Below are 22,371 nucleotides of genomic sequence, written 5' to 3' on the forward strand. Positions count from 1 at the left end.
GGTTGCTCACGGCAAACTCCTGTTGATGGCCCGGATCAGCCCGGGTCCGCGGTAGATCAGGCCGGTGTAGACCTGGACCAGGCTGGCGCCGGCGTCGAAGAGGCGGGTGGCGTCCGACGGCTCGACGATCCCTCCCACTCCGATGATCGGCAGCGCTCCCCCGGTCTCGTTGTGGATATGGGCGATGGTCTTCGCCGCGATCTCCCCGAGCGGACGGCCGGACAGGCCGCCGGTCTCGGTGGCAAGCGGATGATGCGACACGCCCGCGCGATCGATGGTTGTGTTGGTGGCGATGATGCCCGCGACGTGCTCGTCGGTGCAGACCTGGAGGAGCTCGTCGATCGCGGACGTGGTCAGGTCGGGCGCGATCTTCACCAGGATCGGCTTCGGATCAAGCCCGGCCACGGTCAGCGCAGCTGCCTCTGTGTGCAGCGCGGCAAGCAGTTCACGGAGTTGGCCTGCGTCCTGGAGCGAGCGCAGGCCGGGCGTGTTCGGTGAGGAGACGTTGACCGCGAAGTAGTCGCCGTACCGGTAGAGGCGGCGGAGGGAGGTCACGTAGTCCTCGACCGCGTCCTCGAGCGGGGTGATCTTGGACTTGCCGATCGAGATGCCGAGCGGATAGCCGAGGTCGCCGTACGCCGCCAGCCGCGCGGCCAGCGCTTCGCTGCCGAGGTTGTTGAAGCCCATCCGGTTGATCACGGCCTCGTGCTCGACCAGGCGGAACAGCCGCGGCTTCTCGTTGCCGGGCTGCGGATGCGCGGTCACCGTGCCGACCTCGACGAAACCGAAGCCGATCGCCGGCCACGCCCGCAGCGCGATCCCGTTCTTGTCCATCCCCGCGGCCAACCCGATGGGTGAGGGGAAGCGCACGCCGAACACGGTCCGAGCCGGACCGCCCGAGGCGCCGAACAGGCGGGACCCGGCCTGCGCTGCCCCGGGTACGCGTCCGATCAGGCGCATCGCTTTCAGCGTTTGCTCGTGGGCGATCTCGGCGTCTCCGCGGCCCAGGCGGTACAGGACGGGGCGGACGACGCGCTCGTAGGCCGTCCGCCTGTGCCGCCGGGCCGGCACGTTGTCCGTCCGCTCAGACACCGTGGATCCTCGGCACCCAGTCCTGGAGGGATCGGACGCCGATGTCGCCGGCCCGTTGCGCCTCGATGCCCTGGACGGCGGCCGCCAGGCCCTGGACCGTGGTGATGCACGGGATGTTCCGCGCCACCGCCGCACTCCGGATCTCGTACCCGTCGAGTCGCGGCGAACCGCCCTGCGTGATCCCGATCGGGGTGTTGACGATCAGGTTCAGCTCACCGTCCTGGACCATCTGGACAATCGTCGGCTCACCGTTCGGGCCGGGGCCCTGGCTGCTCTTGCGGACCGTGACCGCCTCGACGCCGTTGCGCCGCAGTACGTCGGCAGTGCCCTCGGTCGCGTAGATCTGGAAGCCGAGATCCGCCAGCCGCTTGACCGGGAAGATCATGTGCCGCTTGTCCCGGTTCGCGACCGAGACGAAGACCTTGCCGTCGATCGGCAGCGGCTGCGACGCCCCGGCCTGCGACTTCGCGAACGCCGTACCGAAGGTGTCGTCGATCCCCATCACCTCGCCGGTCGACTTCATCTCGGGCCCGAGCACGGTGTCGACCGACGAGCCGTCGATGGTCCGGAACCGGTTGAACGGCATCACGGCTTCCTTCACCGCGATCGGCGTCGTCGGCGGCAGCGTGCCGCCGTCGCCGGTGGCCGGCAGCATTCCCTCTTCGCGCAGTGAAGCGATCGTTGCCCCGAGCATCACCCGGGCCGCGGCCTTGGCCAGCGGGGTCGCCGTCGCCTTCGACACGAACGGCACGGTCCGCGAGGCCCGCGGGTTCGCCTCCAGCACGTACAGCACATCGCCGGCGAGCGCGTACTGGATGTTGATCAGCCCGCGGACGCCGACCCCACGAGCGATCGCCTCGGTCGACATCCGGAGCTTCTCGATGTCCGCGTTCCCGAGCGTGATCGGCGGCAGCGCGCAGGACGAGTCGCCCGAGTGCACCCCGGCCTCCTCGATGTGCTCCATCACGCCGCCCAGGAACAGCTCCTGACCGTCGAACAGCCCGTCCACGTCGATCTCGACCGCGTCGTCCAGGAACCGGTCGATGAGCACCGGGTGCTCCCACGACCCGGAGCCGGCGCTGAGCCGGTCCAGCGCGGCCGACAGCTCGGCCGAGCTGTAGACGATCTCCATCCCGCGTCCGCCCAGCACGTACGACGGCCGGACGAGCACCGGGAACCCGATCTCCTCGGCCACCGCCTGCGCCTCGTCGGCCGACAGCGCCGTACCGTGCTTCGGCGCCGGCAGCTGCGCGTCCGCGAGCACCTTGCCGAACGCGCCCCGCTCCTCGGCCAGGTGAATGGCCTCCGGCGACGTCCCGACGATCGGTACGCCGGCATCCGCGAGCCGCTGCGCCAGGCCGAGCGGGGTCTGACCGCCGAGCTGCACGATCACACCGGCGACCGGGCCGGCCTGCATCTCGGCGTACACGATCTCGAGCACGTCCTCGCAGGTGAGCGGCTCGAAGTACAGCCGATCCGAGGTGTCGTAGTCGGTCGAGACCGTCTCCGGGTTGCAGTTCACCATCACCGTGCAGTAACCGGCCTCGCGCAGCGCCATCGACGCGTGCACACAGGAGTAGTCGAACTCGATCCCCTGGCCGATCCGGTTCGGCCCCGAGCCCAGGATCAGCACCGCGGGAGTCTCCCGCGGCGCGACCTCGGACTCCTCGTCGTACGACGAGTAGTGGTACGGCGTCTCGGCCTTGAACTCGGCCGCACAGGTGTCGACCGTTTTGTAGACCGGCCGGATCCCGAGCGCCTGCCGGACGCCGCGGACGACGTCCTCGGTCAGCCCGCGGATCTCGGCCAGCTGCAGGTCCGAGAACCCGTGCCGCTTGGCCAGCTTGATCACCTCGGGCGTGAGCCGCGGCGCGGCCGCCACCTGCAGCGCGGTCTCGTGCAGCAGGTACAGCTGGTCCACGAACCACGGGTCAATGCGAGTTTGATCGAAGATCTGCTCCGGCGTCGCACCCGCGCGGATCGCGTCCATGATGATCCGCAGCCGCCCGTCCTGCGGCGTCTTGATTGCCTCCAGCAACGGCTCCAGCTCGCTCGCCGGATGACCGGCCCAGGTGAACCGGGCCTCCGGCTTCTCCAGCGACCGCAGCGCCTTCTGCAGCGCCTCGGTGTAGTTGCGGCCGATCGCCATCGCCTCGCCGACGCTCTTCATGTGCGTGGTCAGCGTGGCGTCCGCGGCCGGGAACTTCTCGAACGCGAACCGCGGCACCTTCACCACGACGTAGTCCAGCGTCGGCTCGAAGCTGGCCGGCGTCTGCTTCGTGATGTCGTTCGGGATCTCGTCCAGCGTGTAGCCGATGGCAACCTTCGCGGCGATCTTCGCGATCGGGAAGCCGGTCGCCTTCGACGCCAGGGCGGACGAGCGGGACACCCGCGGGTTCATCTCGATCACGATCAGCCGCCCGTCGGCGGGGTTGACCGCAAACTGGATGTTGCAGCCGCCGGTGTCCACGCCGACCTCGCGGATGATGCCGATGGCAAGGTCCCGCATGACCTGGTACTCGCGGTCGGTCAGCGTCATCGCCGGCGCGACCGTGATCGAGTCGCCGGTGTGCACGCCCATCGGGTCGACGTTCTCGATCGAGCAGATGATCACGACGTTGTCGGCCTTGTCGCGCATCACCTCCAGCTCGTACTCCTTCCAGCCGAGGATCGACTCCTCGATCAGGACCTCGGTCGTCGGGCTCGCGTGCAGTCCGGCCCCGGCGATCCGGCGCAGGTCGGCCTCGTCGTACGCCATCCCGGAGCCGACGCCGCCCATCGTGAACGACGGCCGGACGACCAGCGGGTAGCCGAGCTCGCCGGCCGCACCGAGAACGTCGTCGAGCGAGTGGCAGATCCGCGACCGCGCGACCTCCGCGCCGAGCTTCTCCACGATCTGCTTGAACGACTGCCGGTTCTCACCGCGCTGGATCGCGTCGACGGACGCGCCGATCAGCTCGACGCCGTACTTCTCCAGGACGCCGTTCTCATGCAGGGCGATCGCCGCGTTCAGCGCGGTCTGGCCGCCGAGCGTGGCGAGCAGCGCGTTCGGCCGCTCCTTCTCGATCACCTTCTCGACGAACTCCGGCGTGATCGGCTCGACGTACGTCGCGTCGGCGAACTCCGGGTCCGTCATGATCGTGGCCGGGTTCGAGTTCACCAGGACGACGCGGAAGCCCTCCTCGCGCAGTACCCGGCAGGCCTGCGTGCCGGAGTAGTCGAACTCGCAGGCCTGACCGATCACGATCGGGCCGGAGCCGATGACCAGCACCGACTCGATGTCTGTACGACGCGGCATCAGGCCCGTCCTTCCATCAGCTCTACGAAGCGGTCGAACAGGTAGGCCGAATCGTGCGGGCCGGCTGCGGCTTCGGGGTGGTACTGGACAGAGAAAGCGAGCACCCGGCCGTCGTGACCGGTCAGCTTGAGCCCCTCGACCACGTTGTCGTTGAGCGAGACGTGCGACACCTCGGCGGTCCCGTACGGCGTCTCCACGACCGAGTCGATCGGCGCGTCCACCGCGAAGCCGTGGTTCTGCGCGGTGATCTCGACCTTGCCGGTGGCCCGGTCGAGCACCGGCTGGTTGATTCCGCGGTGCCCGTACTTGAGCTTGAACGTCCCCAGCCCGAGCGCCCGCCCGAACACCTGGTTGCCGAAGCAGATCCCGAAGTACGGCTTGCCGCGCTGCAGCAACTCCTTCAGCAGCGTCGTCGGGTGCTCGGTGGTCTCGGGGTCGCCGGGACCGTTGCTCATGAAGATGCCGTCCGGGTCGACCGCAAGCACGTCGTCCAGCGACGCGGTCGCGGGCATCACGTGGACCTCGATGCCGCGCTCGGCCATCCGCGTCGGCGTCATCGACTTGATCCCGAGGTCGAGCGCGACCACGGTGAACCGGCGCTCGCCGACCGCGGGCACGACGTACGTCTCGGCGGTGGTGACCTCGTCGGCGAGGTCCGCACCGACCATCGGCGGCTGCTCCAGGACCTTCGCCAGCAGGGCGGCCGGGTCGAGGATCTCGGTGGAGATACCCGCCCGCATCGCGCCGCGCTCACGCAGGTGCCGGGTCAGCGCGCGGGTGTCGATTCCGGAGATCCCGACGATCCCCTGGCTCTTCAGTTGGTCGTCCAGGGACCTCGTGGCGCGCCAGTTGGACGGGACGCGGGCCGGGTCGCGGACGACGTACCCGGCGACCCAGATCTTCTGCGACTCGTCGTCCTCGTCGTTCACACCGGTGTTGCCGATGTGCGGCGCGGTCTGGGTGACGATCTGCCGGTGGTACGACGGGTCGGTCAGCGTCTCCTGGTACCCGGTCATCCCGGTGGTGAACACCGCCTCGCCGTACGTCTCGCCGGTCGCCCCGTACGACGTGCCGGCGAACGACCGGCCGTCTTCGAGGACCAGCAGTGCGGGCTGGCTCATCTTTGCTCGGCTCCGATCAGTGTTGCGATGGATTCGGTCAGGGCGGCGGTGTCGGCCTTGCGACGCGGGCGGAACCCGGTGTCGAGCTCACGGCCGTCGTGCGTCCAGGTGACCACGACCAGGCCGGACTTCTCCGCGGCCACCTTGCCGGCGATCCCGCGGTCGGTCCGGACGCCGGTCAAGTGGTCCGCGGGGATGAACACATCCGTCGCGCCCTGCCGGTGGAAGATCAGGCCGGCCTCACTGACGGCCAGGTCCGCGATGCTGCGGACTCCCAGTTCGTGCACGGCGATCCGGTCCATCCAGTCGCCGGCACTCGTGGTCGCGACGTACACACCTTCGACGCCGCTGACCTTGACCTCCGGCACCGCGGGCAGCGGCGACAGGTCGGACTGCCGGGACTGGCGGTTGCGCCAGCCCCGGTACATCCCGAAATAGGCGGCCGCCAGCACCAGCAGCGTGCCCAGAATGCCCAGAACGGTCTTCACCGCGTCAGCTCACCGTCCACGACGACCGGCGTACCGCGGAGGAACGTCGCGACCACCTTGCCCGGCAACGTCATCCCCTGGAACGGCGTGTTCCGCGACAGCGACACCGACTGCTCCGGTACGACGGTCCGCTCGACGCTCGGGTCGTACAGCACGAAGTTCGCCGGCGCACCCGCCTCGAGTGGACGGCCGTGCTCGGAGATCTGACCGATCGCGGCCGGCCGGTAGCTCATCCGGTCGGCGACCTCGGACCAGGTCAGCAGCTTGGTGTCGATCATCGAGTGCTGTACGACGCTGAGCGCGGTCTCGAGCCCGGTCATGCCGAACGCGGCCGCGCTCCACTCGCAGTCCTTGTCCTCGACCGGGTGCGGCGCGTGGTCGGTGGCGACGATGTCGATCGTGCCGTCGGCCAGACCCTCGCGGACCGCCTCGACGTCGTCCTTGGTGCGCAGCGGCGGGTTCACCTTGTACACCGGGTTGTAGGAGGCGGCCAGGTCTTCGGTCAGCAGCAGGTGGTGCGGTGTGACCTCGGCGGTGACCTCCAGCCCGCGGCGCTTGGCGGCGCGGACGATCTCCACCGAGCCCCGGGTGGACACGTGGCAGATGTGCAGCTTCGACCCGACATGCGCGTTGAGCAGGATGTCGCGGGCAATGATCGCCTCCTCGGCGACACTCGGCCAGCCGGTCAGCCCGAGTACGCCGGACAGCGCGCCCTCGTTCATCTGCGCGCCCTGGGTCAGCCGCGGCTCCTGCGCGTGCTGGGCGATCACACCGTCGAACGCCTTCACGTACTCGAGTGCGCGCCGCATCAGCGCGGCGTCCCAGACGCAGTCGCCGTCGTCGGAGAAGACCCGGACGCGGGCCGCCGAGTCCGCCATCGCGCCGAGCTCGGCGAGCTGCGTGCCCTTGCGGCCGACGGTGACCGCGCCGATCGGGTACACATCGGCGTACCCGGCGTCGCGGCCGAGGCGCCAGACCTGCTCGACCACACCGGCGGTGTCGGCGACCGGGTCGGTGTTGGCCATCGCGAACACGGCGGTGAACCCGCCCTTGGCCGCAGCGCGGGTGCCGGTCAGCACGGTCTCGGCGTCCTCGCGGCCGGGCTCGCGCAGGTGGGTGTGCAGGTCGACCAGCCCGGGTAGCGCGATCAGGCCCTGCGCATCGACGGTCTGTGCGTCGGCGGGCTTGTCGAGGTTGGTGCCGACAGCAACGATCTCGCCGTTGTCGACCAGCAGGTCCGCCACCTCACCGCCAACGATGCGCGCGCCGGTGATCAAGTGTGCGGTCATGCGGTCTGCTCCTCTTCGTTGCTTCCGGACAGTAGGAGGTAAAGGACGGCCATGCGGATGGCCACGCCGTTCGTGACCTGCTCGACGATCACCGAGCGGGTGGAGTCGGCGACCTCGGCGCTGATCTCCATCCCCCGGTTCATCGGACCCGGGTGCATGACGATCGTGTCGTCCGGCAGCTGGGCCATCCGGTGCACGTCCAGGCCGTACCGGCGGGTGTACTCGCGGGCGCTGGGGAAGAACGCGTCGTTCATCCGCTCGCGCTGCACCCGCAGCATCATCACCGCGTCGCTCTTCGGCAGCGCCGAGTCCAGGTCGTACGACGTCGTACAGGGCCAGCTCGTCATGTCGACGGGCAGCAGCGTGGGCGGCGCGACCACAGTCACGTCGGCGCCCAGGGTGGCGAGCAGTAGCACGTTCGACCGCGCGACCCGGGAGTGCAGGACGTCGCCGACGATCGTGATCCGGCGACCCTCCAGCGAGCCGAGGTGTCGGCGCATCGTGAACGCGTCGAGCAGCGCCTGGGTCGGGTGCTCGTGGGTGCCGTCACCGGCGTTCACCACCGAGCCGGTCATCCAGCCGGACTTCGCCAGCAGGTGCGGCGCGCCGGAGGAGCCGTGCCGGCAGACCACACCGTCGGCGCCCATCGCCTGCAGCGTGAGGGCGGTGTCCTTCAGGCTCTCGCCCTTGCTCACGCTCGAACCCTTGGCGGAGAAGTTGATCACATCCGCCGACAGCCGCTTGGCGGCCGCCTCGAACGAGATCCGGGTCCGGGTCGAGTCCTCGAAGAACAGGTTGACCACGGTCCGCCCACGCAGCGCGGGCAGCTTCTTGATCGGGCGGTCGGCCAGCGACCGCATCTCCTCGGCGGTGTCGAGGATCAGGTCGGCCTCGTCGCGGCTCAGGTCGCCGGCGCTCAGCAGATGCTTCATTTCGCCCCCTTGTCGGCGATCAGCACAGCGTCCTCGCCGTCGAACTCGGTCAGGTGGACCGTGACCCGCTCCACCAGGGAGGTCGGCAGGTTCTTGCCGACGTAGTCGGCGCGGATCGGCAATTCGCGGTGGCCGCGGTCGACCAGGACCGCTAGCTGCACCGCGCGCGGGCGGCCGATGTCGCCGAGCGCGTCGAGGGCCGCGCGGATCGTGCGGCCGGAGAACAGCACGTCGTCGACCAGGACGACGACCTTGCCGTCGATCCCGTCCGCGGGGATCGCGGTGTGCTCGAGGCCGCGGGGCGGCTTGAGGCCGATGTCGTCGCGGTACATGGTCACGTCGAGTGACCCTGTGGGCACGCTCTGCCCCTCAACGGCCTGGATCCGGGCGGAGACGCGCTGGGCCAGCGGGACACCGCGGGTGGGGATGCCGAGCAGGACGACCGGGTCGGCGCCGCGGTTCCGCTCGAGGATCTCGTGGGCGATCCGGGTCAGTGCCCGGGAAATGTCGGAAGCATCGAGGACCTCGCGGCTGCTGCGTACTGCCTGCTGCGCGATGTCCGGAGTCTCTGCACTCTGGGCAGGGCTCATCGCTACCGTTCCTCCTTTCCCGCCTCTCTGGACGGGTCTTTAAAGGACGTTCGGACCGCTTGACATGGTATCGGATGTGACACGCCGTCTTGACGCTGGCCTCGCACCCAGAATATTGTTACTCTGTGTAATCGAGGGGGGTTTCACCTTTCGGGCCGTACCCTGCGGGCCGGACAAGACGAAACTAGTCGGAGGGAAGACCAGCGTGCCTAGCGAATACGCGAAGACACTGGGTGGCAAGCTACGCGCCATCCGCCAGCAGCAAGGGCTGTCGCTGCATGGTGTGGAAGAGAAGTCCAAGGGTCGCTGGAAGGCGGTCGTCGTCGGCTCGTACGAGCGCGGCGATCGAGCCGTCACGGTCCAGAAGCTCGCGGAGCTCGCCGATTTCTACGGCGTGCCGATCCGTGAACTGCTCCCTGGTTCCGCCAGCGCGGCCGCAGCTGCAGCCGCTCCGCCCCGGTTGATCCTCGACCTGGAGGCCCTGCAACACCTCGACGCGAGCGAGGCGGGTCCGCTGACGCGGTACGCCGCCACGATCCAGGCTCAGCGTGGGGACTACAACGGAAAGGTGCTGTCGATCCGGCAGGACGACATGCGGACGCTCGCCGTGATCTACGACGAGTCGCCGACGACGCTGACCGAGCGTTTCATCTCCTGGGGCGTGCTGAACCCGGAGGCGAAGGGCGAGGTCGAGGAATCGTCCGAGGCAGCCGGCGCCTGACGCACAGCGTCAATCGAAGGCACTAGACGGTCGGGGCTTGTAGCAGCTGGCCCGCGGCCGCCCGCCTTCTCTCTTGGACCCAACGGAGCAACGAACAGCGGCAGGTACCACCTCACCAGCCGCGTACGGGGACGCATCGGCGGCCCGGGACCGTACCGAGACGGTCACCGGGCCAGACACACAGAGGAACTCGGAGAGGGCTCGCCCCCCTCGTTCCTCGATCTCTCAGACGCCCAGGGTGGGCTTCAGCTGCAGCAGTCTTGCCAGCAGCCCGTTCACGAAGACGGGCGACTCGTCCGTGGACAGATCGCGCGCCAGCGCGACCGCCTCGCTGACCGCGACCACGTCCGGGACCTGGTCGTCGAACAGCAGCTCGTACGCGCCGATCCGCAGGATGTTCCGGTCGACGGCCGGCATCCGGTCCAGCGTCCAGCCCACCGAGTGGGTCTCGAGCAGGTCGTCGATCTGCTCGATGTGCTTCGCGACACCTTCGACCAGCGCCACGGTGAACTCGTTCACCGGCGGGTCGTTGTCGGCCACCCGGTCGGCCAGGGTGCCGCCGACCGGCAGCCCCCTCACCTCGGATTCGAACAGCACGTCCAGTGCGCGCTTGCGGGCCTTGCTACGGGCAGACATGTGCTGTTGTTGGCTTTCTGCTGGTCAGGACGTGACGCGGCCGAGGTAGTCCCCGGTCCGGGTGTCCACCTTGACCTTCTCACCGGTGGTCAGGAACAGCGGGACCTGGATGTCGTAGCCGGTCTCGAGCTTAGCGGGCTTGGTGCCGCCGCTCGAGCGGTCGCCCTGCAGGCCCGGCTCGGTGTACTCGACGGTCAGCTCGACGGAGGCCGGGAGCTCGACGTACAGCGGGAGGTCGTCGTGCACGGCGACGATCGCGTCCTGGTTCTCGAGCAGGAAGTGGACGGCGTCGCCGACCACCTCGGGCTGGAGCTGGAGCTGCTCGTACGTCGACTTGTCCATGAACACGTAGGCCGTGCCGTCGTTGTACAGGTAGGTCATGTCACGCTTGTCGACCGTGGCCACGTCGACCTTCACGTCGGCATTGAAGGTCTTGTCCACCACCTTGCCGGACAGCACGTTCTTCAGCTTGGTCCGGACGATGGCGCCGCCCTTGCCCGGCTTGTGATGCTGGAACCACACGACGGACCAGAGCTGGCCGTCCAGGTCGAGCACCATGCCGTTCTTGAGGTCGTTCGTCGATGCCACGCGGGTATGCCCTTCGAATTCGATCAGCGGTAACAGCAGATTGTAGCGGTCACCGCTGCTTTCCTCCGACTCCGCGCACCCGGGGGGCTCTAGGCTGAGGGTCCGGAGCCGTCCACGGGAGGAGCCTGCGATGACCGGATTCATCATCTTCGTCGTGGTGATGATCGTCGTGAGCCTGATCAACAAGGCCAAGCAGCAGTCCAACCGGGCCAACGGGAAGGTCAATCCGCGGGTCCAGGCGCTGGTCGAGAAGATCCAGGCCCAGCAGGGCGGCAACCTGCCCACGCAGTTCCAGGGCCAGTACGCCCAGGCCGCCGGGCAGGGCGGTCCGCCGCCGAACCAGGGTTCGACGTTCCCGGGCCAGGTTGTGCAGTCCGGGCAGCCCGTGCAGTCCGGCAATCCGGCTCCGTACATGTCGCCGTACCAGCCGCCGGCCCAGTTCCAGCCGGTGCAGTACACCCAGAACGCGTACCAGCCACCGGCGCATCGCCCGCAGCAGAGCCAGCTGCCGGTCTCGAACCAGGACCTGGACGCCCAGGTGCGGAAGCTGATGAACGCGAACAACGAGGTCGGCGCGATCCGGCTGCTGGGTGAACAGCGCGAGCTGGGCATCCTCGAGGCGCAGAAGTACGCCCGCTCGCTGGTCGCCCCCAGGACGGCTCCCCGCTCCCCCGACGCCGACGCCGACGCCGCCTACTCCGACTCCGGCGAATCGGACGAGGACGACAGCCGGTACGTCGGGTCCGCCGCGTTCGCGGAGTCGATCTTCAATCTCGACGACCGCGAGGAGAACGTCTGGGCCAGCGGCTGGGTCGACAAGCCCGAGCCGGAGGACCGCTCCGACATCGACGAGCTCTGGCAGACCGTCCGCAACGCGCCACGACCCGGGACCACGTCCTAGTCGCGCTTGTCCCCCAGCGATTCCAGCAGCGTCCGGAGCAGACCGGCGAGCTGATCGCGTTCCGTCGTCGACAGGCCGGCCAGCAGCTGCGCCTCCACGTCGACGTGCGTCGGCAGCACCTTGTCGATCAGCTTCAGACCCTCGGCCGTCAGCGTCACCTGTACGCCGCGACCGTCGGTCTCACTGGGCGCGCGCGTGACCAGACCGCGCGTCTCCAGCCGATCCAGCCGCTGACTGATCGCCCCTGACGTCACCATCGACGAGTGCATCAGCCCGGCCGGCGTCAGGCTGTGCTCGGCATTGCTGCGCCGCAGCGTCGCCAGTACGTCGAACGACGCGCGATCCAGCTCGTACTTCGCGAAGTTCCGTCGCAGCTCGGCGTCGAACAGCGCACTCAGCCGGCTCAACCGGCCGATGACCCCCATCGGCGACGGATCGATATCCGGCCGCCGCGCCCGCCACTGCTCGAGCACCAGGTCGACATGATCTGCCATCCGTCCAGCCTACTGCCGAATTGCTTAGCGCTGAGGGATTGCAAGTAGCTTAGCGCTGAGATACTTTATCTTAGTGCTAAGCAATCGAGTCTCTCTTCTTCTGGTCACGGCGATCACGCCGCTGCTCTGGGGTACGACCTACCTGGTCACGACGGAGTTCCTCCCGCCTCATCGCCCGCTGCTGGCCGCGCTGCTCCGGTCCCTGCCGGCCGGTCTCCTGCTGGTCGCGATCACCCGCGTCCTCCCCCGAGGCAGTTGGTGGTGGCGCTCGCTGGTCCTCGGCACGCTCAACATCGGCGCCTTCAACGCACTGCTCTTCGTCGGCGCCTACCGGCTGCCCGGTGGCGTAGCTGCGACGGTCGGCGCGATCCAGCCTCTATTGGTCGCAGTGCTGTCGGCCGGTCTGCTGCGGCAGCGGCTCTCCCTGCGCACTGTCCTCACGGCCATCGCCGGGGTGTTCGGTGTCGGTCTGCTGGTGCTGCGGGCTACTGCTCAACTCGACATGCTGGGTGTGCTCGCGGCTGTCGGCGGTGCGGTCGTCATGGCGTTCGGCGTCGTGCTGAGCAAGCGCTGGACGTCACCTGCTCCCCTGCTGGCGACCACTGGCTGGCAACTGGTCGCCGGTGGACTGGTACTGCTGCCAGTTGCCTTCCTGGTCGAGGGTGCGCTACCTGACTTCACCCTGCGGAACCTCGCGGGCTACTCCTACCTGGCACTGTTCGGATCCGCTGTCGCGTATGCACTGTGGTTCCGTGGGCTCCGCGAGCTCGCTCCGACCGAGGTGACGTTCCTGGGGCTGCTCAGTCCGGTCATGGCGACGACACTCGGCTGGCTGGTGCTGGATCAGCACCTGTCGGTCTGGCAGGCCATCGGCGGTCTGATCGTCCTCGGTGCCCTCGTGACAGCCCAGGTACGCCGAAAGGTGCGGCCGACGCCCGCCGCCGAAGGTCCTGTCCTCGTCGCGGCCGGGGAGCGGTGACATGCGAATCCTGGTCTGGGGTGCGGCCGGCGCCGTCGGCAGTCGGGTCGTCCGAGAAGCAGTTGCCCGCGGCCACCAAGTCACCGCCGTCGGCCGCTCCGGCCCGGTCCGTGGTGATGCGTCCGACCCGGACGATGTTGCTCGACTGAGCGCTGGGCACGACGTGGTGGTCAGCGCGACCCGGCCGCGTCCGGGGAACGAAAGCGAGCTCGTCGCAGCGGCCAAGGGGTTGCTGATCGGCCTGCGCGGCAGCGGCGTACGGCTGATCCTGGTCGGCGGTGCAGCCAGTCTGATCGTGCCGGGGACCGAAGTACAGCTGGTCGACTCGCCTGACTTCCCGGTCGATCTGCGGCCTATCGCTCTGGCCTGCAACGAGCAGTACGACGTTGTGCGGGCGGCCGGCGGTTTGGACTGGACGTATGTAAGCCCGCCCGCGCTGCTCGAGCCCGGCGAGCGGACCGGGCGCTACCGGAAGGGCTACGACCACCTGGTGACCGATGCGCACGGCAACTCGGCCATCTCGATGGAGGACTTCGCGATCGCGCTCGTCGACGAAGCCGAGCGGGCGGAACACGTCCGGCAGCGCTTCACCGTCGGGTACTAGACAGCCGGCCCCCGCTTCATCAGCGGGGGCCGGCTGTTTGTGGTGTCAGATGAGGCCCTCGCGAAGTGCGTACGCGACGGCGTGTGAGCGGTTCTTCAGTTGGAGCCGGCTGGTCACGTCGTGCAGGACGTTCTTCACCGTTCGCTCCGAGTAGGACAGCTCACGTGCGATCTCCTGCGTGTCCTTGCCGTCGGCCACCAGCCGCAGTACCTGCGTCTCGCGGTCCGACAGACCTGTGTGGGACAGCCCTCGCGGCGCCAGCACATGCCGCTGCATCCGTGACACCTGTCCCAGCAACCGGCCGAGCAGATCCGGCGGCAGGCTGCCGTCCCCAGCAGCGGCAGCCTGCACCAGGTGCACGATCCGGTCAGCGGTGGCCTCGGTACGGCGCAGTACGCCGGACACCCCGAGCTCGACCGCGGTCATCAGCGCGTCGTCGTCGATCGCGCTGCCGATCAGCACGGTCCGGCGGCAGCCGCGCTGGCTTGCCGCCCGCAGTACCTGGACTGCCCCGGCGTCCAGCGAGTCGACGGCGATCAACGCAACCACTGGCGGGGTGGTGCGCTGGTCGCCCGACTGCGTGAGGCCGGCCAGGTCGGTGTCGTTGATCAGGCTGATCTCCGGCCGCTGCCGGAGTGTGTGCACCAGCCCGAACTGCGACAGCGGGTCCAGCGCCTTCACCCAGACCGGAATGCGGTGTTGCCCATTGTGTTGCCCATTGGTACTGGTCGTCATACCTGTCACTCCCCCAGAGCGTTGTTGAACGGAACGGATCGAATCCGTAGTCACACGAACCCCCAAGTCGTCGATTTCCTCCCGATCGTGCGTCCGGCCGGCCGGCCTTTCGGACCGGTGACAGCCGGTGTCACGACCCAACGCCCAGGGTGACGCACCGGCGTTTCACCGGCATCTCACCCCGGCCTCTTGGCCGTCGGCTTGCGAACTGTGCCCGCCCGGCGGGTCGAAATCTGCCCACACCCACCTGATGCCCGAAAGGGCACTTTGGTTATCGGCGGTCAGGAATCCAGGCTCGTGAGGGCGCGGAGCGCGAGGCGGTACGAGTCCAGGCCGAAGCCGGCGATGGTCCCGGTTGCCACTCCGGCGACGACGCTGGTGTGGCGGAACTCCTCGCGCGTCGCGGGGTTGGTGAGGTGGATCTCGATCAGGGGGGCCGTCCGCTGCGCGATCGCGTCACGCAGGGCGTACGAGTAGTGCGTGAACGCGGCCGGGTTGAGTACGACGGGGGTCCGGTCGTCGGCGGCCTCGTGCAGCCAGCCGACCAGCTCGGCCTCATCATCGGTCTGCCGGACCTCGACCTCGAAGCCGAGCTCGGCGCCGGTCTTCTCGCAGACGCCGACCAGCTCGGCGAACGTCGTCGTACCGTACTTCTCCGGCTCGCGGGAGCCCAGGCGTCCGAGGTTCGGTCCGTTCAGTACCAGCACCCGCCTGCTCGCATCCGTCACAGCAGTCACCCTATCGGCAGTGCTCCACGGGCTAGGCACTCCAGGGAGCGCCGGGACCGCCCATACGTTGCGCGTACGGCGTACCGGGCGCCAGTTCGCCGCGACGGATCGGTTTGTCGGTGAAGGCCGAGGCGTAGATCGCGGCGGCCAGTTCGAGCGTATTGCGCGCCTCGGCGAGGGTGACCGGGGTTGGCTTGCCCGCCACCTTGGCGTCCAGGATCGCGGCCAGCTGGGCGGTGTGACCGCTCGGTACGTCGGGGAGGTCCGCGGACCAGGCGTCGGCGATCTCCTCGTGGCCGGGCGCCGCGGTGACGGTCCAGTCGGGGTTCTTGTAGCCGTACAGGTGTTCCAGCTCGACGGTCGCGTTCAAGCAGTCGAAGCGGAGCTGGGACGTCTGGCGGGCGGACACGAGCGAGTTGACGACCGAGGCGACGGCGCCGTTCTCGAAGGTCACCAGCGCCAGCGAGACATCCTCGGTCTGCGTCGGGCGAGCCTGCCGGGCCGCGAGCGCGGTCACCTTCTCCCACGGCCCGAGGATCGACAGCAGCAGGTCGTACTGATGGATGCCGTGCCCCATCGTCGGACCGCCGCCCTCGACGTCGAACGTGCCTCGCCACGGCACATCGAAGTACGCGTCGTCGCGGTACCAAACGGTGTTGCACAGGGCAACCAACGGCCGACCGAGTACGCCGTCGTCGAGCAGCTGCCGCAGCCGGACGGCCCCGGATCCGAAGCGATGCTGGAAGACGCAGGCGACCTGCGCCGAGGACTTCTCCTCCGCCGCCACCAGCTTGTCGAACTCGTCCAGCGAGAGGGTCGGCGGCTTCTCCATGTACACGTCGACGTCCGCCGCCAGGCACTCAACGGCGAGCGGGACATGCGAGTTCGGCGGCGTACACAGGTGGACGAGGTCGACGCGGTCCGCCGCGAGCAGGTCGGTCAGGCTCGGGTACGTCTTCGGGATGTTCCACTTGCCGGCGAATTCCTTGGCCCGCTCCAGGTCGACGTCGACCGCCGCGACCAGCTCGGCGCGCCCCGCCAGCGCGGTGACCGCCCGGGCGTGCGAGGCGGCGATCCCGCCGGTTCCAACGATCGCAATCCGCTGCTTCGTCATATGGAAAGCCCTTTCCGAGGGGTCTTCCATCGTCCGTGGGCGGCACCCGAACTACAAGGCGCTGCCCACGATCTGACCGGATCCGGTCAGCTGATTTCGCCGTACGCCGCGATCAGCAGGCTCGGGTCGGGGGCCTCGAGGATGGTCGGTCTGGCCAGGGCGTCGAGGATGACGAAGCGGAGGCGGTCGGCTCGGGTCTTCTTGTCGAGCTTCATCGCGTCCTGCAGGTGCGGCCAGGCGTCGGCGCGGTACGTGACCGGGAGACCGAGCGACTCGAGTACGGCGCGGTGCCGGTCGGCGGTCGCGTCGTCGAGGCGGCCGGCGGCGCGGGCCAGCTCGGCGACGAACACCATGCCGATGCTGATCGCCGCGCCGTGGCGCCACTTGTACCGCTCCAGGCGCTCGATCGCGTGGCCGAGCGTGTGGCCGTAGTTCAGCGCCTCGCGACCGATCTGCCCGCCGACGGTCGTGGTCCGCTCGCGCAGGTCCGCGCCGACCGTATCGGCCTTCACCTGGATCGAGCGGGCGATCAGCTCCTCGGTCGCGCCGTACGACGGGCTCGTGGCGGCGGCCGGGTCCTTCTCGACCAGGTCCAGGATCACCGGGTCGGCGATGAACCCGCACTTCACGACCTCGGCGAGACCGCTGACGTAGTCGTTGTGCGGCAGCGTCTCGAGCGCGGCCAGGTCGCACAGCACCCCGGCCGGCTCCCAGAACGCGCCGACCAGGTTCTTGCCCTCGGCGGTGTTGATGCCGGTCTTGCCGCCGACGGCCGCGTCAACCATGCCGAGCAGGGTGGTCGGGATGTGCACGACCTTCACGCCGCGCAGCCAGGTCGCCGCGACGAACCCGGCGAGGTCGGTCGTCGTACCGCCGCCGACGCTCACGATCGCGTCCGAGCGGGTGAAGCCGGCCTGGCCGAGGACGGACCAGCAGTAGGCCAGCACCTCGGCGGTCTTGGCCTCCTCCGCGTCCGGGATCTCGATCGCGTGCGCGGTGAACCCGGAGCCGGTCAGGTCGTCGCGAATCGCGTCGCCGGTCTCGCGCAGCGCCCGCGGGTGGACGACGGCGACCCGCTGCACGCCCTCCCCCAGCAACCCCGGCAGCTCCGCCAGCAGATTGTTGCCGATGACAACGTCATAGGGAGCCGCCGCAGCAACCCGAATCCGGGTTGCCGCGCCGACGGGCGCGGACGCGCGGTCGGCGGGGTCGGCGGCGGCCGGGGAACCGGTCGGGGCGTCGGTCATCCGAGGTGCTCCAGGATTTCGTCCGCGATCTCGTCGGGTGTCTTGTTGTCCGTCAGGACGGTCAGCTTGGCGACCTCGGCGTACAAGGGCCGGCGGGCTTCCATCAGGTTGCGGAGCTGGGTGCGGACGTTGCCGAGCAGCAGCGGCCGGGCGACGCTCAGCCCGACGCGCTTGGAGGCCTCGCCGAGGCTGACGTCGAGGAAGACGACGGTGTGCCCGGCCAGGTCGGCGCGGGTCGCCTGGTCCAGGATCGCGCCGCCGCCGAGCGACAGCACCTCACCATCGTCCTTCAGCGCCGCGACGATCGCGGCCCGCTCCAGCTCGCGGAAGTGCGGCTCGCCCTCGTCGACGAAGATCTCGGAGATCGGCTTGCCGGCGCTTGCCTCGATATCGGTGTCAGTGTCGCGGTGCGTGGCCTTCAACCGCTCGGCCAGCAGCGCCGCGATCGTGGACTTCCCCGATCCGGGCGGCCCGACCAGGACGACGACCGGGCTCACTCCCACTCCCGCGGGGTGATCGTGGTCGGCAGGTTCGCCAGGTACGACTGGTGGTTCCGCGCGGTCTCCGCGACCGAGTCGCCGCCGAACTTCTCCAGCGAAACCTCGGCCAGCACCAGCGCGACCATCGCCTCGGCGACGATCCCAGCAGCCGGTACGGCGCAGACGTCCGACCGCTGGTGATGCGCGGACGCAGCCTCACCGGTCGCCGTGTCGATCGTCCGCAGCGCCCGCGGCACGGTCGCGATCGGCTTCATCGCGGCGCGGACCCGCAACGTCTCGCCGGTGCTCATCCCGCCCTCGGTGCCACCCGAGCGGCCGCTCGTCCGCCGGACGGCGCCGTCGGAGGCGACAATCTCGTCGTGCGCCTGCGAACCCGGCGTCCGCGCCAGCTCGAACCCGTCGCCGAGCTCGACGCCCTTGATCGCCTGGATGCCCATCAGCGCACCGGCCAGCTTCGAGTCGAGCCGCCGGTCCCAGTGCACGTAGCTGCCCAGGCCCGGCGGAAGACCGTCGACGACGACCTCGACCACACCGCCGAGCGTGTCACCGGCCTTCTGCGCGGCGTCGATCTCCGCGACCATCTGCTTGCTCGCGTCCGGGTCGAGGCAGCGCACCGGGTCCGCGTCCAGCTTCTCGACATCGCCGTACGCCGGGATCACGCCGTACGGCGCCTTGACCGTGCCGAGCTCGACGACGTGGCTGACGATCGTCACGCCGTACGACTGCCGCAGGAACCGGGCTGCCACCTCGCCCAGGGCGACCCGGGCGGCGGTCTCGCGGGCGCTGGCGCGTTCGAGCACCGGGCGGGCCTCGTCGAACCCGTACTTCTGCATGCCGGCCAGATCGGCGTGACCGGGCCGTGGGCGGGTCAGCGGGGCGTTCCGCGCGAGGCCGGCGAGCGTCTCCGCGTCGACCGGGTCCGCGCTCATCACCTGCTCCCACTTCGGCCACTCGGTGTTGCCGACCTGGATGGCGACCGGGCTCCCGAGCGTCAGCCCGTGCCGGAAACCGCCGACGAACGTCACCTCGTCCCGCTCGAACTTCATCCGGGCGCCCCGGCCGTAGCCGAGCCGTCGACGGGCCAGGGCGTCGGCCACGTCATCAGTGGTGACCTCGACCCCGGCGGGAAGACCTTCAAGTACGGCGACGAGCGCTTGTCCGTGCGACTCGCCGGCGGTAAGCCAGCGCAGCATGCCAGGATTCTTTCACGCCTGGCCCGCTCCCCGGACAGCGGTCTCAGAGTCAGCGGCAGGTCAGCGGCAGGTCTGGCTGTCCTGGGTCAGGCCGTCGCGGACGGACAGGACGACGTCGAAGGTCTTGATGATCGGGGACTCGTCGCAGCTGGTGGTGGCACTGGCTGCTTGACCGCCGGCGATCGCGGCACCGGTCAGGGCGGTGGCGGCGAGCGCCGCCACGGCCAGGCGCGCGGCGGTACGACGGAATGCGGTGGTCATCGTGCGCTCCCTTGAACGTCTCGGTTCCTTATACCAACGACACTAGAAGTTCGGAACGCCTGGTGAACTGGCTCTGGAACCCGTCTTGGGGGTAGCGCTGGCACCACCCCCGATAGGGTCCTGGCATGAGTCGGCAGGATGCGGAGACGTGGCGGGCGCGGGTGCGTGGGTGTCTGCTGGGCGGTGCGATCGGGGACGCGCTGGGCGGACCGGTCGAGTTCGAGGACGGGCGCTCGATCGTCGCGAAGCACCCGGACGGTGTACGGACGTTCCTGCCGGGAGGCGAGGGCTGGCCGGCGGGGACGATCACCGACGACACCCAGATGACGCTGTTCACGGCCGAGGGGCTGATCCGGGCCGGCGTACGGACCGATCGCGGGATCGGGTTCACCGTCGGCGTCGTACATCACGCGTACGACCGGTGGCTGGACACACAGAACCTGCCCGGACCCAGCGGCGAGCAGGACGGTTGGCTGGCCGGCGAGCAGTGGCTGTATGCCCGGCGTGCGCCCGGCAACACCTGTCTCACCGCGCTCACCGAGGCTCGTAAGGGCGAGGCGCGGATCCCGCAGTTCGGCGGCGAGGCGGTGAACGACTCGAAGGGGTGCGGCGGGGTGATGCGGGTCGCGCCGTTCGGGCTGCTGCCGGAGTACTTCCCGAGCGACTGGATCTTCGACTCGGCCGCGACGGCCGCCGGGTACACGCACGGTCATCCGACCGGCAAGCTGGCGTCCGGCACGCTTGCCGCGATCATCCGCGAGCTATGCACCGGAGCCGGCCTGGACGATGCGCTCTCCAGCGCGACCGAGCTCCTCAAACACCACGAGGGCCATGAGGAGACCAGTACTGCGCTTGCGTTCGCGCGGCACCTGGCTGCGACAGCTCCCGCCGGACCCGTGACCGTCGAGCGGCTCGGCGGCGGGTGGGTCGCCGAGGAGGCGCTCGCGATCGCGGTCTTCGCGGCGCTCGCCTACCCGGAGCCGGACCAGTTCCTCGACGCGCTCGCGCTCGCCGTCACCCACTCCGGCGACAGCGACTCCACCGGCGCGATCTGCGGCAACATCCTCGGCGCCCTCCACGGCGAGACGGCTCTCCCCGCAGAGCTCGTCTTCACCGTCGAGGGCCGCCCGGCCATCCTCCAACTCGCCGACGACTTCGCCCTGGAGTTCACCCAGGGCAAACGTCTGCACGGCGACTACGGCCCCCACACTTCGTGGACCACGCGGTACCCGGGCTGGTGACTAGGCAGGCTCGATCGAGAGCTTGTGGTGGAACACGTTTCGCGGGTCCCACGTCGACTTGACCTGCTGCAGCCGCGGGTAGTTGCCGAGGTAGTACAGGTCGTGCCACGGCACACCGGACTTGTTGTACGCCGGATCGGCCAGATCGCTGTCCGGGTAGTTGATGTACGAGCCGGCGTTGGTTGCATTCGGCACCGGTACGCCGCCCGTGTCGCGGTAGATGTCGCCGTACACCTTGCGGGCCCAGGCGAGGTGCATCGCGTCGTCGGCGGCGGTCTCCCAGGACGCGGTGAGCACCATCTTGCAGACCACGTCCCGTTGCGCGGCGGCGGTGGCGTCGGACGGGACGGTGTTCACCTTACCGCCGTACGGGACGAGCAGGATCGACGACTCGGGCCCGTTGTAGTCCGGGTCGGTGAGCCCGTTGTACATCGCAACGATCTGCTCGTCGGTGTAGCCCTGCTTGAGGTACGCCGCCTTGTACTTACCGCGGCTCGGCGTCGGCGTCTCGCCGATCGAGCGCTCCATCGTCAGGTGCAGGAACGGGCCGACGCCCATGTCGATCGTCTGCGGCTTGACCTGGACGCCGCTCGTGATCGCGGCGTTGAACGCGTTCATCAGCTGTTCGGAGTTCGGCGCGGCGGCGTCGATCTGGGTGGACAGCAGGAACTGTCCGGCCTTCTTCTGGGTGATCACGAACGGCGCGTAGAGCGTCGCGTACGGCGAGTCCGGCGTGTTGTGCTGCTCGAAGAACGTGAACCAGTTCCGCATCGTCCGGACGAAGTCCGCCTGGGTGGTCTTGGACCAGTCGTACAGCAGCACCGTGGAGCGCAGCGCGGCAGGTGCCTTAGGCAACGATTCCTCCGGTGTCCGGCCGGTCGAGCCGCTGCTGCGGAGCAGGTAGCGCACCACGACGCCGAAGTTCCCGCCGCCGCCACCGGTGTGTGCCCACCACAGGTCGCGGTGCTCGTTGTCACGGGTCGCCACCACCGTGCGGACCCGGCCGCGGGCGTCGACGACCACGATCTCCACGCCGTACAGGTGATCGACGACCGAGCCGTACTTACGCGAGAGCGGACCGTATCCGCCACCGGCGAAGTGGCCGCCGACACCGACGCCGAGGCAGCCGCCGGCCGGCACGGTCACACCCCAGCCGAAGAACAGCTCCTTGTAGAGGTTCTCCAGGATCGCGCCGGAGCCCACCGAGAAGGCGCGGTACTGCGGATCCCAGACGATGTCGTTGTTCGTCGACATGTCCAGCACGACCTCGATGTCGCTGCTGTCCACGAAGTCCTCGAAGCAGTGTCCACCACCGCGGACCGCGATCCGCTTGCCGCTGCGGACCGCCTCCTGCACGGCGGCGACCGCGTCCTGCGGTGAGCGGATCACGCGGATGTAGTCGGGTGTGCCGACGAAGCGCCGGTTCTGCCCGCGGGTGACGAGATCCTGGTAGCGGGCGTCATCCGGACCGATCCTGGCACCGATCGGCGCCGACGGGTTGGCGGACGGGGCGGCGGCCTGGGCGGTGGACTGGGTGACCGGAACGGCGAGAGCCGCGCCGGCAGCTGCAGTCCCGGCCAACAGGCCGCGACGACTGACTGGCATAGAGATTCCCTCCC

The 22,371-nt window shown here is 69.2% G+C and carries 23 protein-coding genes; 5 read left to right on the forward strand and 18 right to left on the reverse strand.

Annotation, left to right across the window (positions count from 1 at the left end; genetic code table 11):
* Positions 1–6: 6 nt before the first annotated feature.
* From ABT313_RS38010 to pyrR, 7 genes are read right to left on the reverse strand one after another with little or no spacing between them, the layout of a single operon-like run.
* Complete coding sequence (locus ABT313_RS38010; protein WP_350864339.1) at positions 7–1,092, reverse strand: quinone-dependent dihydroorotate dehydrogenase; 1,086 nt, start codon at positions 1,090–1,092, stop codon at positions 7–9.
* Positions 1,085–4,390, reverse strand: coding sequence for a carbamoyl-phosphate synthase large subunit (gene carB / locus ABT313_RS38015; protein ID WP_350864341.1), 3,306 nt, complete (start codon positions 4,388–4,390; stop codon positions 1,085–1,087). Before carB ends, ABT313_RS38010 begins: the two co-directional genes overlap by 8 nt.
* Positions 4,390–5,511 (reverse strand): glutamine-hydrolyzing carbamoyl-phosphate synthase small subunit, encoded by a 1,122-nt coding sequence (gene carA, locus ABT313_RS38020; RefSeq protein WP_350864345.1) that lies wholly within the window; start codon positions 5,509–5,511, stop codon positions 4,390–4,392. Before carA ends, carB begins: the two co-directional genes overlap by 1 nt.
* The gene (locus ABT313_RS38025) at positions 5,508–5,999 is read right to left on the reverse strand and encodes a PH-like domain-containing protein (protein WP_350864347.1); all 492 of its coding nucleotides are present in this window, start codon (positions 5,997–5,999) and stop codon (positions 5,508–5,510) included. The genes carA and ABT313_RS38025 overlap by 4 nt, the downstream gene beginning before the upstream one ends.
* Entirely contained in the window at positions 5,996–7,288 is a 1,293-nt protein-coding gene (locus ABT313_RS38030; RefSeq protein ID WP_350864350.1) for a dihydroorotase, read from the reverse strand. Before ABT313_RS38030 ends, ABT313_RS38025 begins: the two co-directional genes overlap by 4 nt.
* Complete coding sequence (locus ABT313_RS38035; protein ID WP_350864353.1) at positions 7,285–8,220, reverse strand: aspartate carbamoyltransferase catalytic subunit; 936 nt, start codon at positions 8,218–8,220, stop codon at positions 7,285–7,287. Before ABT313_RS38035 ends, ABT313_RS38030 begins: the two co-directional genes overlap by 4 nt.
* Positions 8,217–8,810, reverse strand: coding sequence for a bifunctional pyr operon transcriptional regulator/uracil phosphoribosyltransferase PyrR (gene pyrR, locus ABT313_RS38040; RefSeq protein ID WP_350864356.1), 594 nt, complete (start codon positions 8,808–8,810; stop codon positions 8,217–8,219). The genes ABT313_RS38035 and pyrR overlap by 4 nt, the downstream gene beginning before the upstream one ends.
* 205 nt (positions 8,811–9,015) lie before the next feature.
* Here pyrR and bldD point away from each other — a divergent pair, with 205 nt between their 5' ends.
* The gene (gene bldD, locus ABT313_RS38045; protein WP_130449595.1) at positions 9,016–9,531 is read left to right on the forward strand and encodes a transcriptional regulator BldD; all 516 of its coding nucleotides are present in this window, start codon (positions 9,016–9,018) and stop codon (positions 9,529–9,531) included.
* A 225-nt stretch (positions 9,532–9,756) separates the two neighbouring features.
* On the opposite strand, the gene nusB is transcribed toward bldD, so the two are convergent.
* Positions 9,757–10,167 carry a transcription antitermination factor NusB gene (gene nusB, locus ABT313_RS38050; RefSeq protein ID WP_130449597.1) on the reverse strand — a complete coding sequence of 137 codons (411 nt, stop codon included), beginning with the start codon at positions 10,165–10,167 and terminating at the stop codon, positions 9,757–9,759.
* A gap of 24 nt (positions 10,168–10,191) precedes the next feature.
* Positions 10,192–10,755 carry an elongation factor P gene (efp, locus tag ABT313_RS38055; RefSeq protein WP_350864359.1) on the reverse strand — a complete coding sequence of 188 codons (564 nt, stop codon included), beginning with the start codon at positions 10,753–10,755 and terminating at the stop codon, positions 10,192–10,194.
* Positions 10,756–10,885: 130 nt separating this feature from the next.
* On the opposite strand from efp, the gene ABT313_RS38060 reads away from it, so the two are divergent.
* A complete protein-coding gene (locus ABT313_RS38060) occupies positions 10,886–11,656 on the forward strand; it encodes a hypothetical protein (RefSeq protein WP_350864362.1) in 771 nt (256 codons plus the stop codon).
* On the opposite strand, the gene ABT313_RS38065 is transcribed toward ABT313_RS38060, so the two are convergent.
* Positions 11,653–12,150, reverse strand: a complete 498-nt coding sequence (locus ABT313_RS38065) for a MarR family winged helix-turn-helix transcriptional regulator (RefSeq protein WP_350864365.1) — start codon at positions 12,148–12,150, stop codon at positions 11,653–11,655. The genes ABT313_RS38060 and ABT313_RS38065 overlap by 4 nt on opposite strands.
* A gap of 73 nt (positions 12,151–12,223) precedes the next feature.
* On the opposite strand from ABT313_RS38065, the gene ABT313_RS38070 reads away from it, so the two are divergent.
* A complete protein-coding gene (locus ABT313_RS38070) occupies positions 12,224–13,129 on the forward strand; it encodes an EamA family transporter (RefSeq protein WP_350864368.1) in 906 nt (301 codons plus the stop codon).
* 1 nt (position 13,130) lies between these two features.
* Positions 13,131–13,733: an NAD(P)-dependent oxidoreductase gene (locus ABT313_RS38075; protein ID WP_350864371.1), complete on the forward strand. Its 603-nt coding sequence runs from the start codon at positions 13,131–13,133 to the stop codon at positions 13,731–13,733.
* Positions 13,734–13,778: 45 nt separating this feature from the next.
* Here the strand turns inward: ABT313_RS38075 and ABT313_RS38080 are convergent, their stop codons facing one another.
* From ABT313_RS38080 to ABT313_RS38110, 7 genes are all read right to left on the reverse strand, one after another.
* Positions 13,779–14,468, reverse strand: a complete 690-nt coding sequence (locus tag ABT313_RS38080) for a helix-turn-helix transcriptional regulator (protein ID WP_350864374.1) — start codon at positions 14,466–14,468, stop codon at positions 13,779–13,781.
* Positions 14,469–14,749: 281 nt separating this feature from the next.
* Entirely contained in the window at positions 14,750–15,196 is a 447-nt protein-coding gene (gene aroQ, locus ABT313_RS38085) for a type II 3-dehydroquinate dehydratase (protein ID WP_130449611.1), read from the reverse strand.
* Between the two features lie 31 nt (positions 15,197–15,227).
* On the reverse strand, positions 15,228–16,310 hold the full coding sequence (locus ABT313_RS38090) for a Gfo/Idh/MocA family protein (protein WP_350864378.1): 1,083 nt from the start codon (positions 16,308–16,310) through the stop codon (positions 15,228–15,230).
* 86 nt (positions 16,311–16,396) lie between these two features.
* A complete protein-coding gene (gene aroB, locus ABT313_RS38095; protein WP_350864381.1) occupies positions 16,397–17,557 on the reverse strand; it encodes a 3-dehydroquinate synthase in 1,161 nt (386 codons plus the stop codon).
* Positions 17,554–18,054, reverse strand: a complete 501-nt coding sequence (locus tag ABT313_RS38100) for a shikimate kinase (protein WP_350864384.1) — start codon at positions 18,052–18,054, stop codon at positions 17,554–17,556. The genes aroB and ABT313_RS38100 overlap by 4 nt, the downstream gene beginning before the upstream one ends.
* Positions 18,051–19,250, reverse strand: a complete 1,200-nt coding sequence (gene aroC / locus ABT313_RS38105; protein WP_350864387.1) for a chorismate synthase — start codon at positions 19,248–19,250, stop codon at positions 18,051–18,053. The genes ABT313_RS38100 and aroC overlap by 4 nt, the downstream gene beginning before the upstream one ends.
* A 60-nt stretch (positions 19,251–19,310) precedes the next feature.
* Positions 19,311–19,511 carry a hypothetical protein gene (locus ABT313_RS38110; RefSeq protein ID WP_350864389.1) on the reverse strand — a complete coding sequence of 67 codons (201 nt, stop codon included), beginning with the start codon at positions 19,509–19,511 and terminating at the stop codon, positions 19,311–19,313.
* 125 nt (positions 19,512–19,636) lie between these two features.
* Between ABT313_RS38110 and ABT313_RS38115 the strand changes: the two genes are divergently transcribed.
* Complete coding sequence (locus tag ABT313_RS38115; RefSeq protein WP_350864392.1) at positions 19,637–20,752, forward strand: ADP-ribosylglycohydrolase family protein; 1,116 nt, start codon at positions 19,637–19,639, stop codon at positions 20,750–20,752.
* On the opposite strand, the gene ABT313_RS38120 is transcribed toward ABT313_RS38115, so the two are convergent.
* Positions 20,753–22,357 carry an FAD-binding oxidoreductase gene (locus tag ABT313_RS38120; RefSeq protein ID WP_350864395.1) on the reverse strand — a complete coding sequence of 535 codons (1,605 nt, stop codon included), beginning with the start codon at positions 22,355–22,357 and terminating at the stop codon, positions 20,753–20,755.
* Positions 22,358–22,371: the final 14 nt, after the last annotated feature.

It is taken from the genome of Kribbella sp. NPDC000426, from assembly GCF_040300265.1.
Classification (GTDB): Bacteria; Actinomycetota; Actinomycetes; order Propionibacteriales; family Kribbellaceae; genus Kribbella.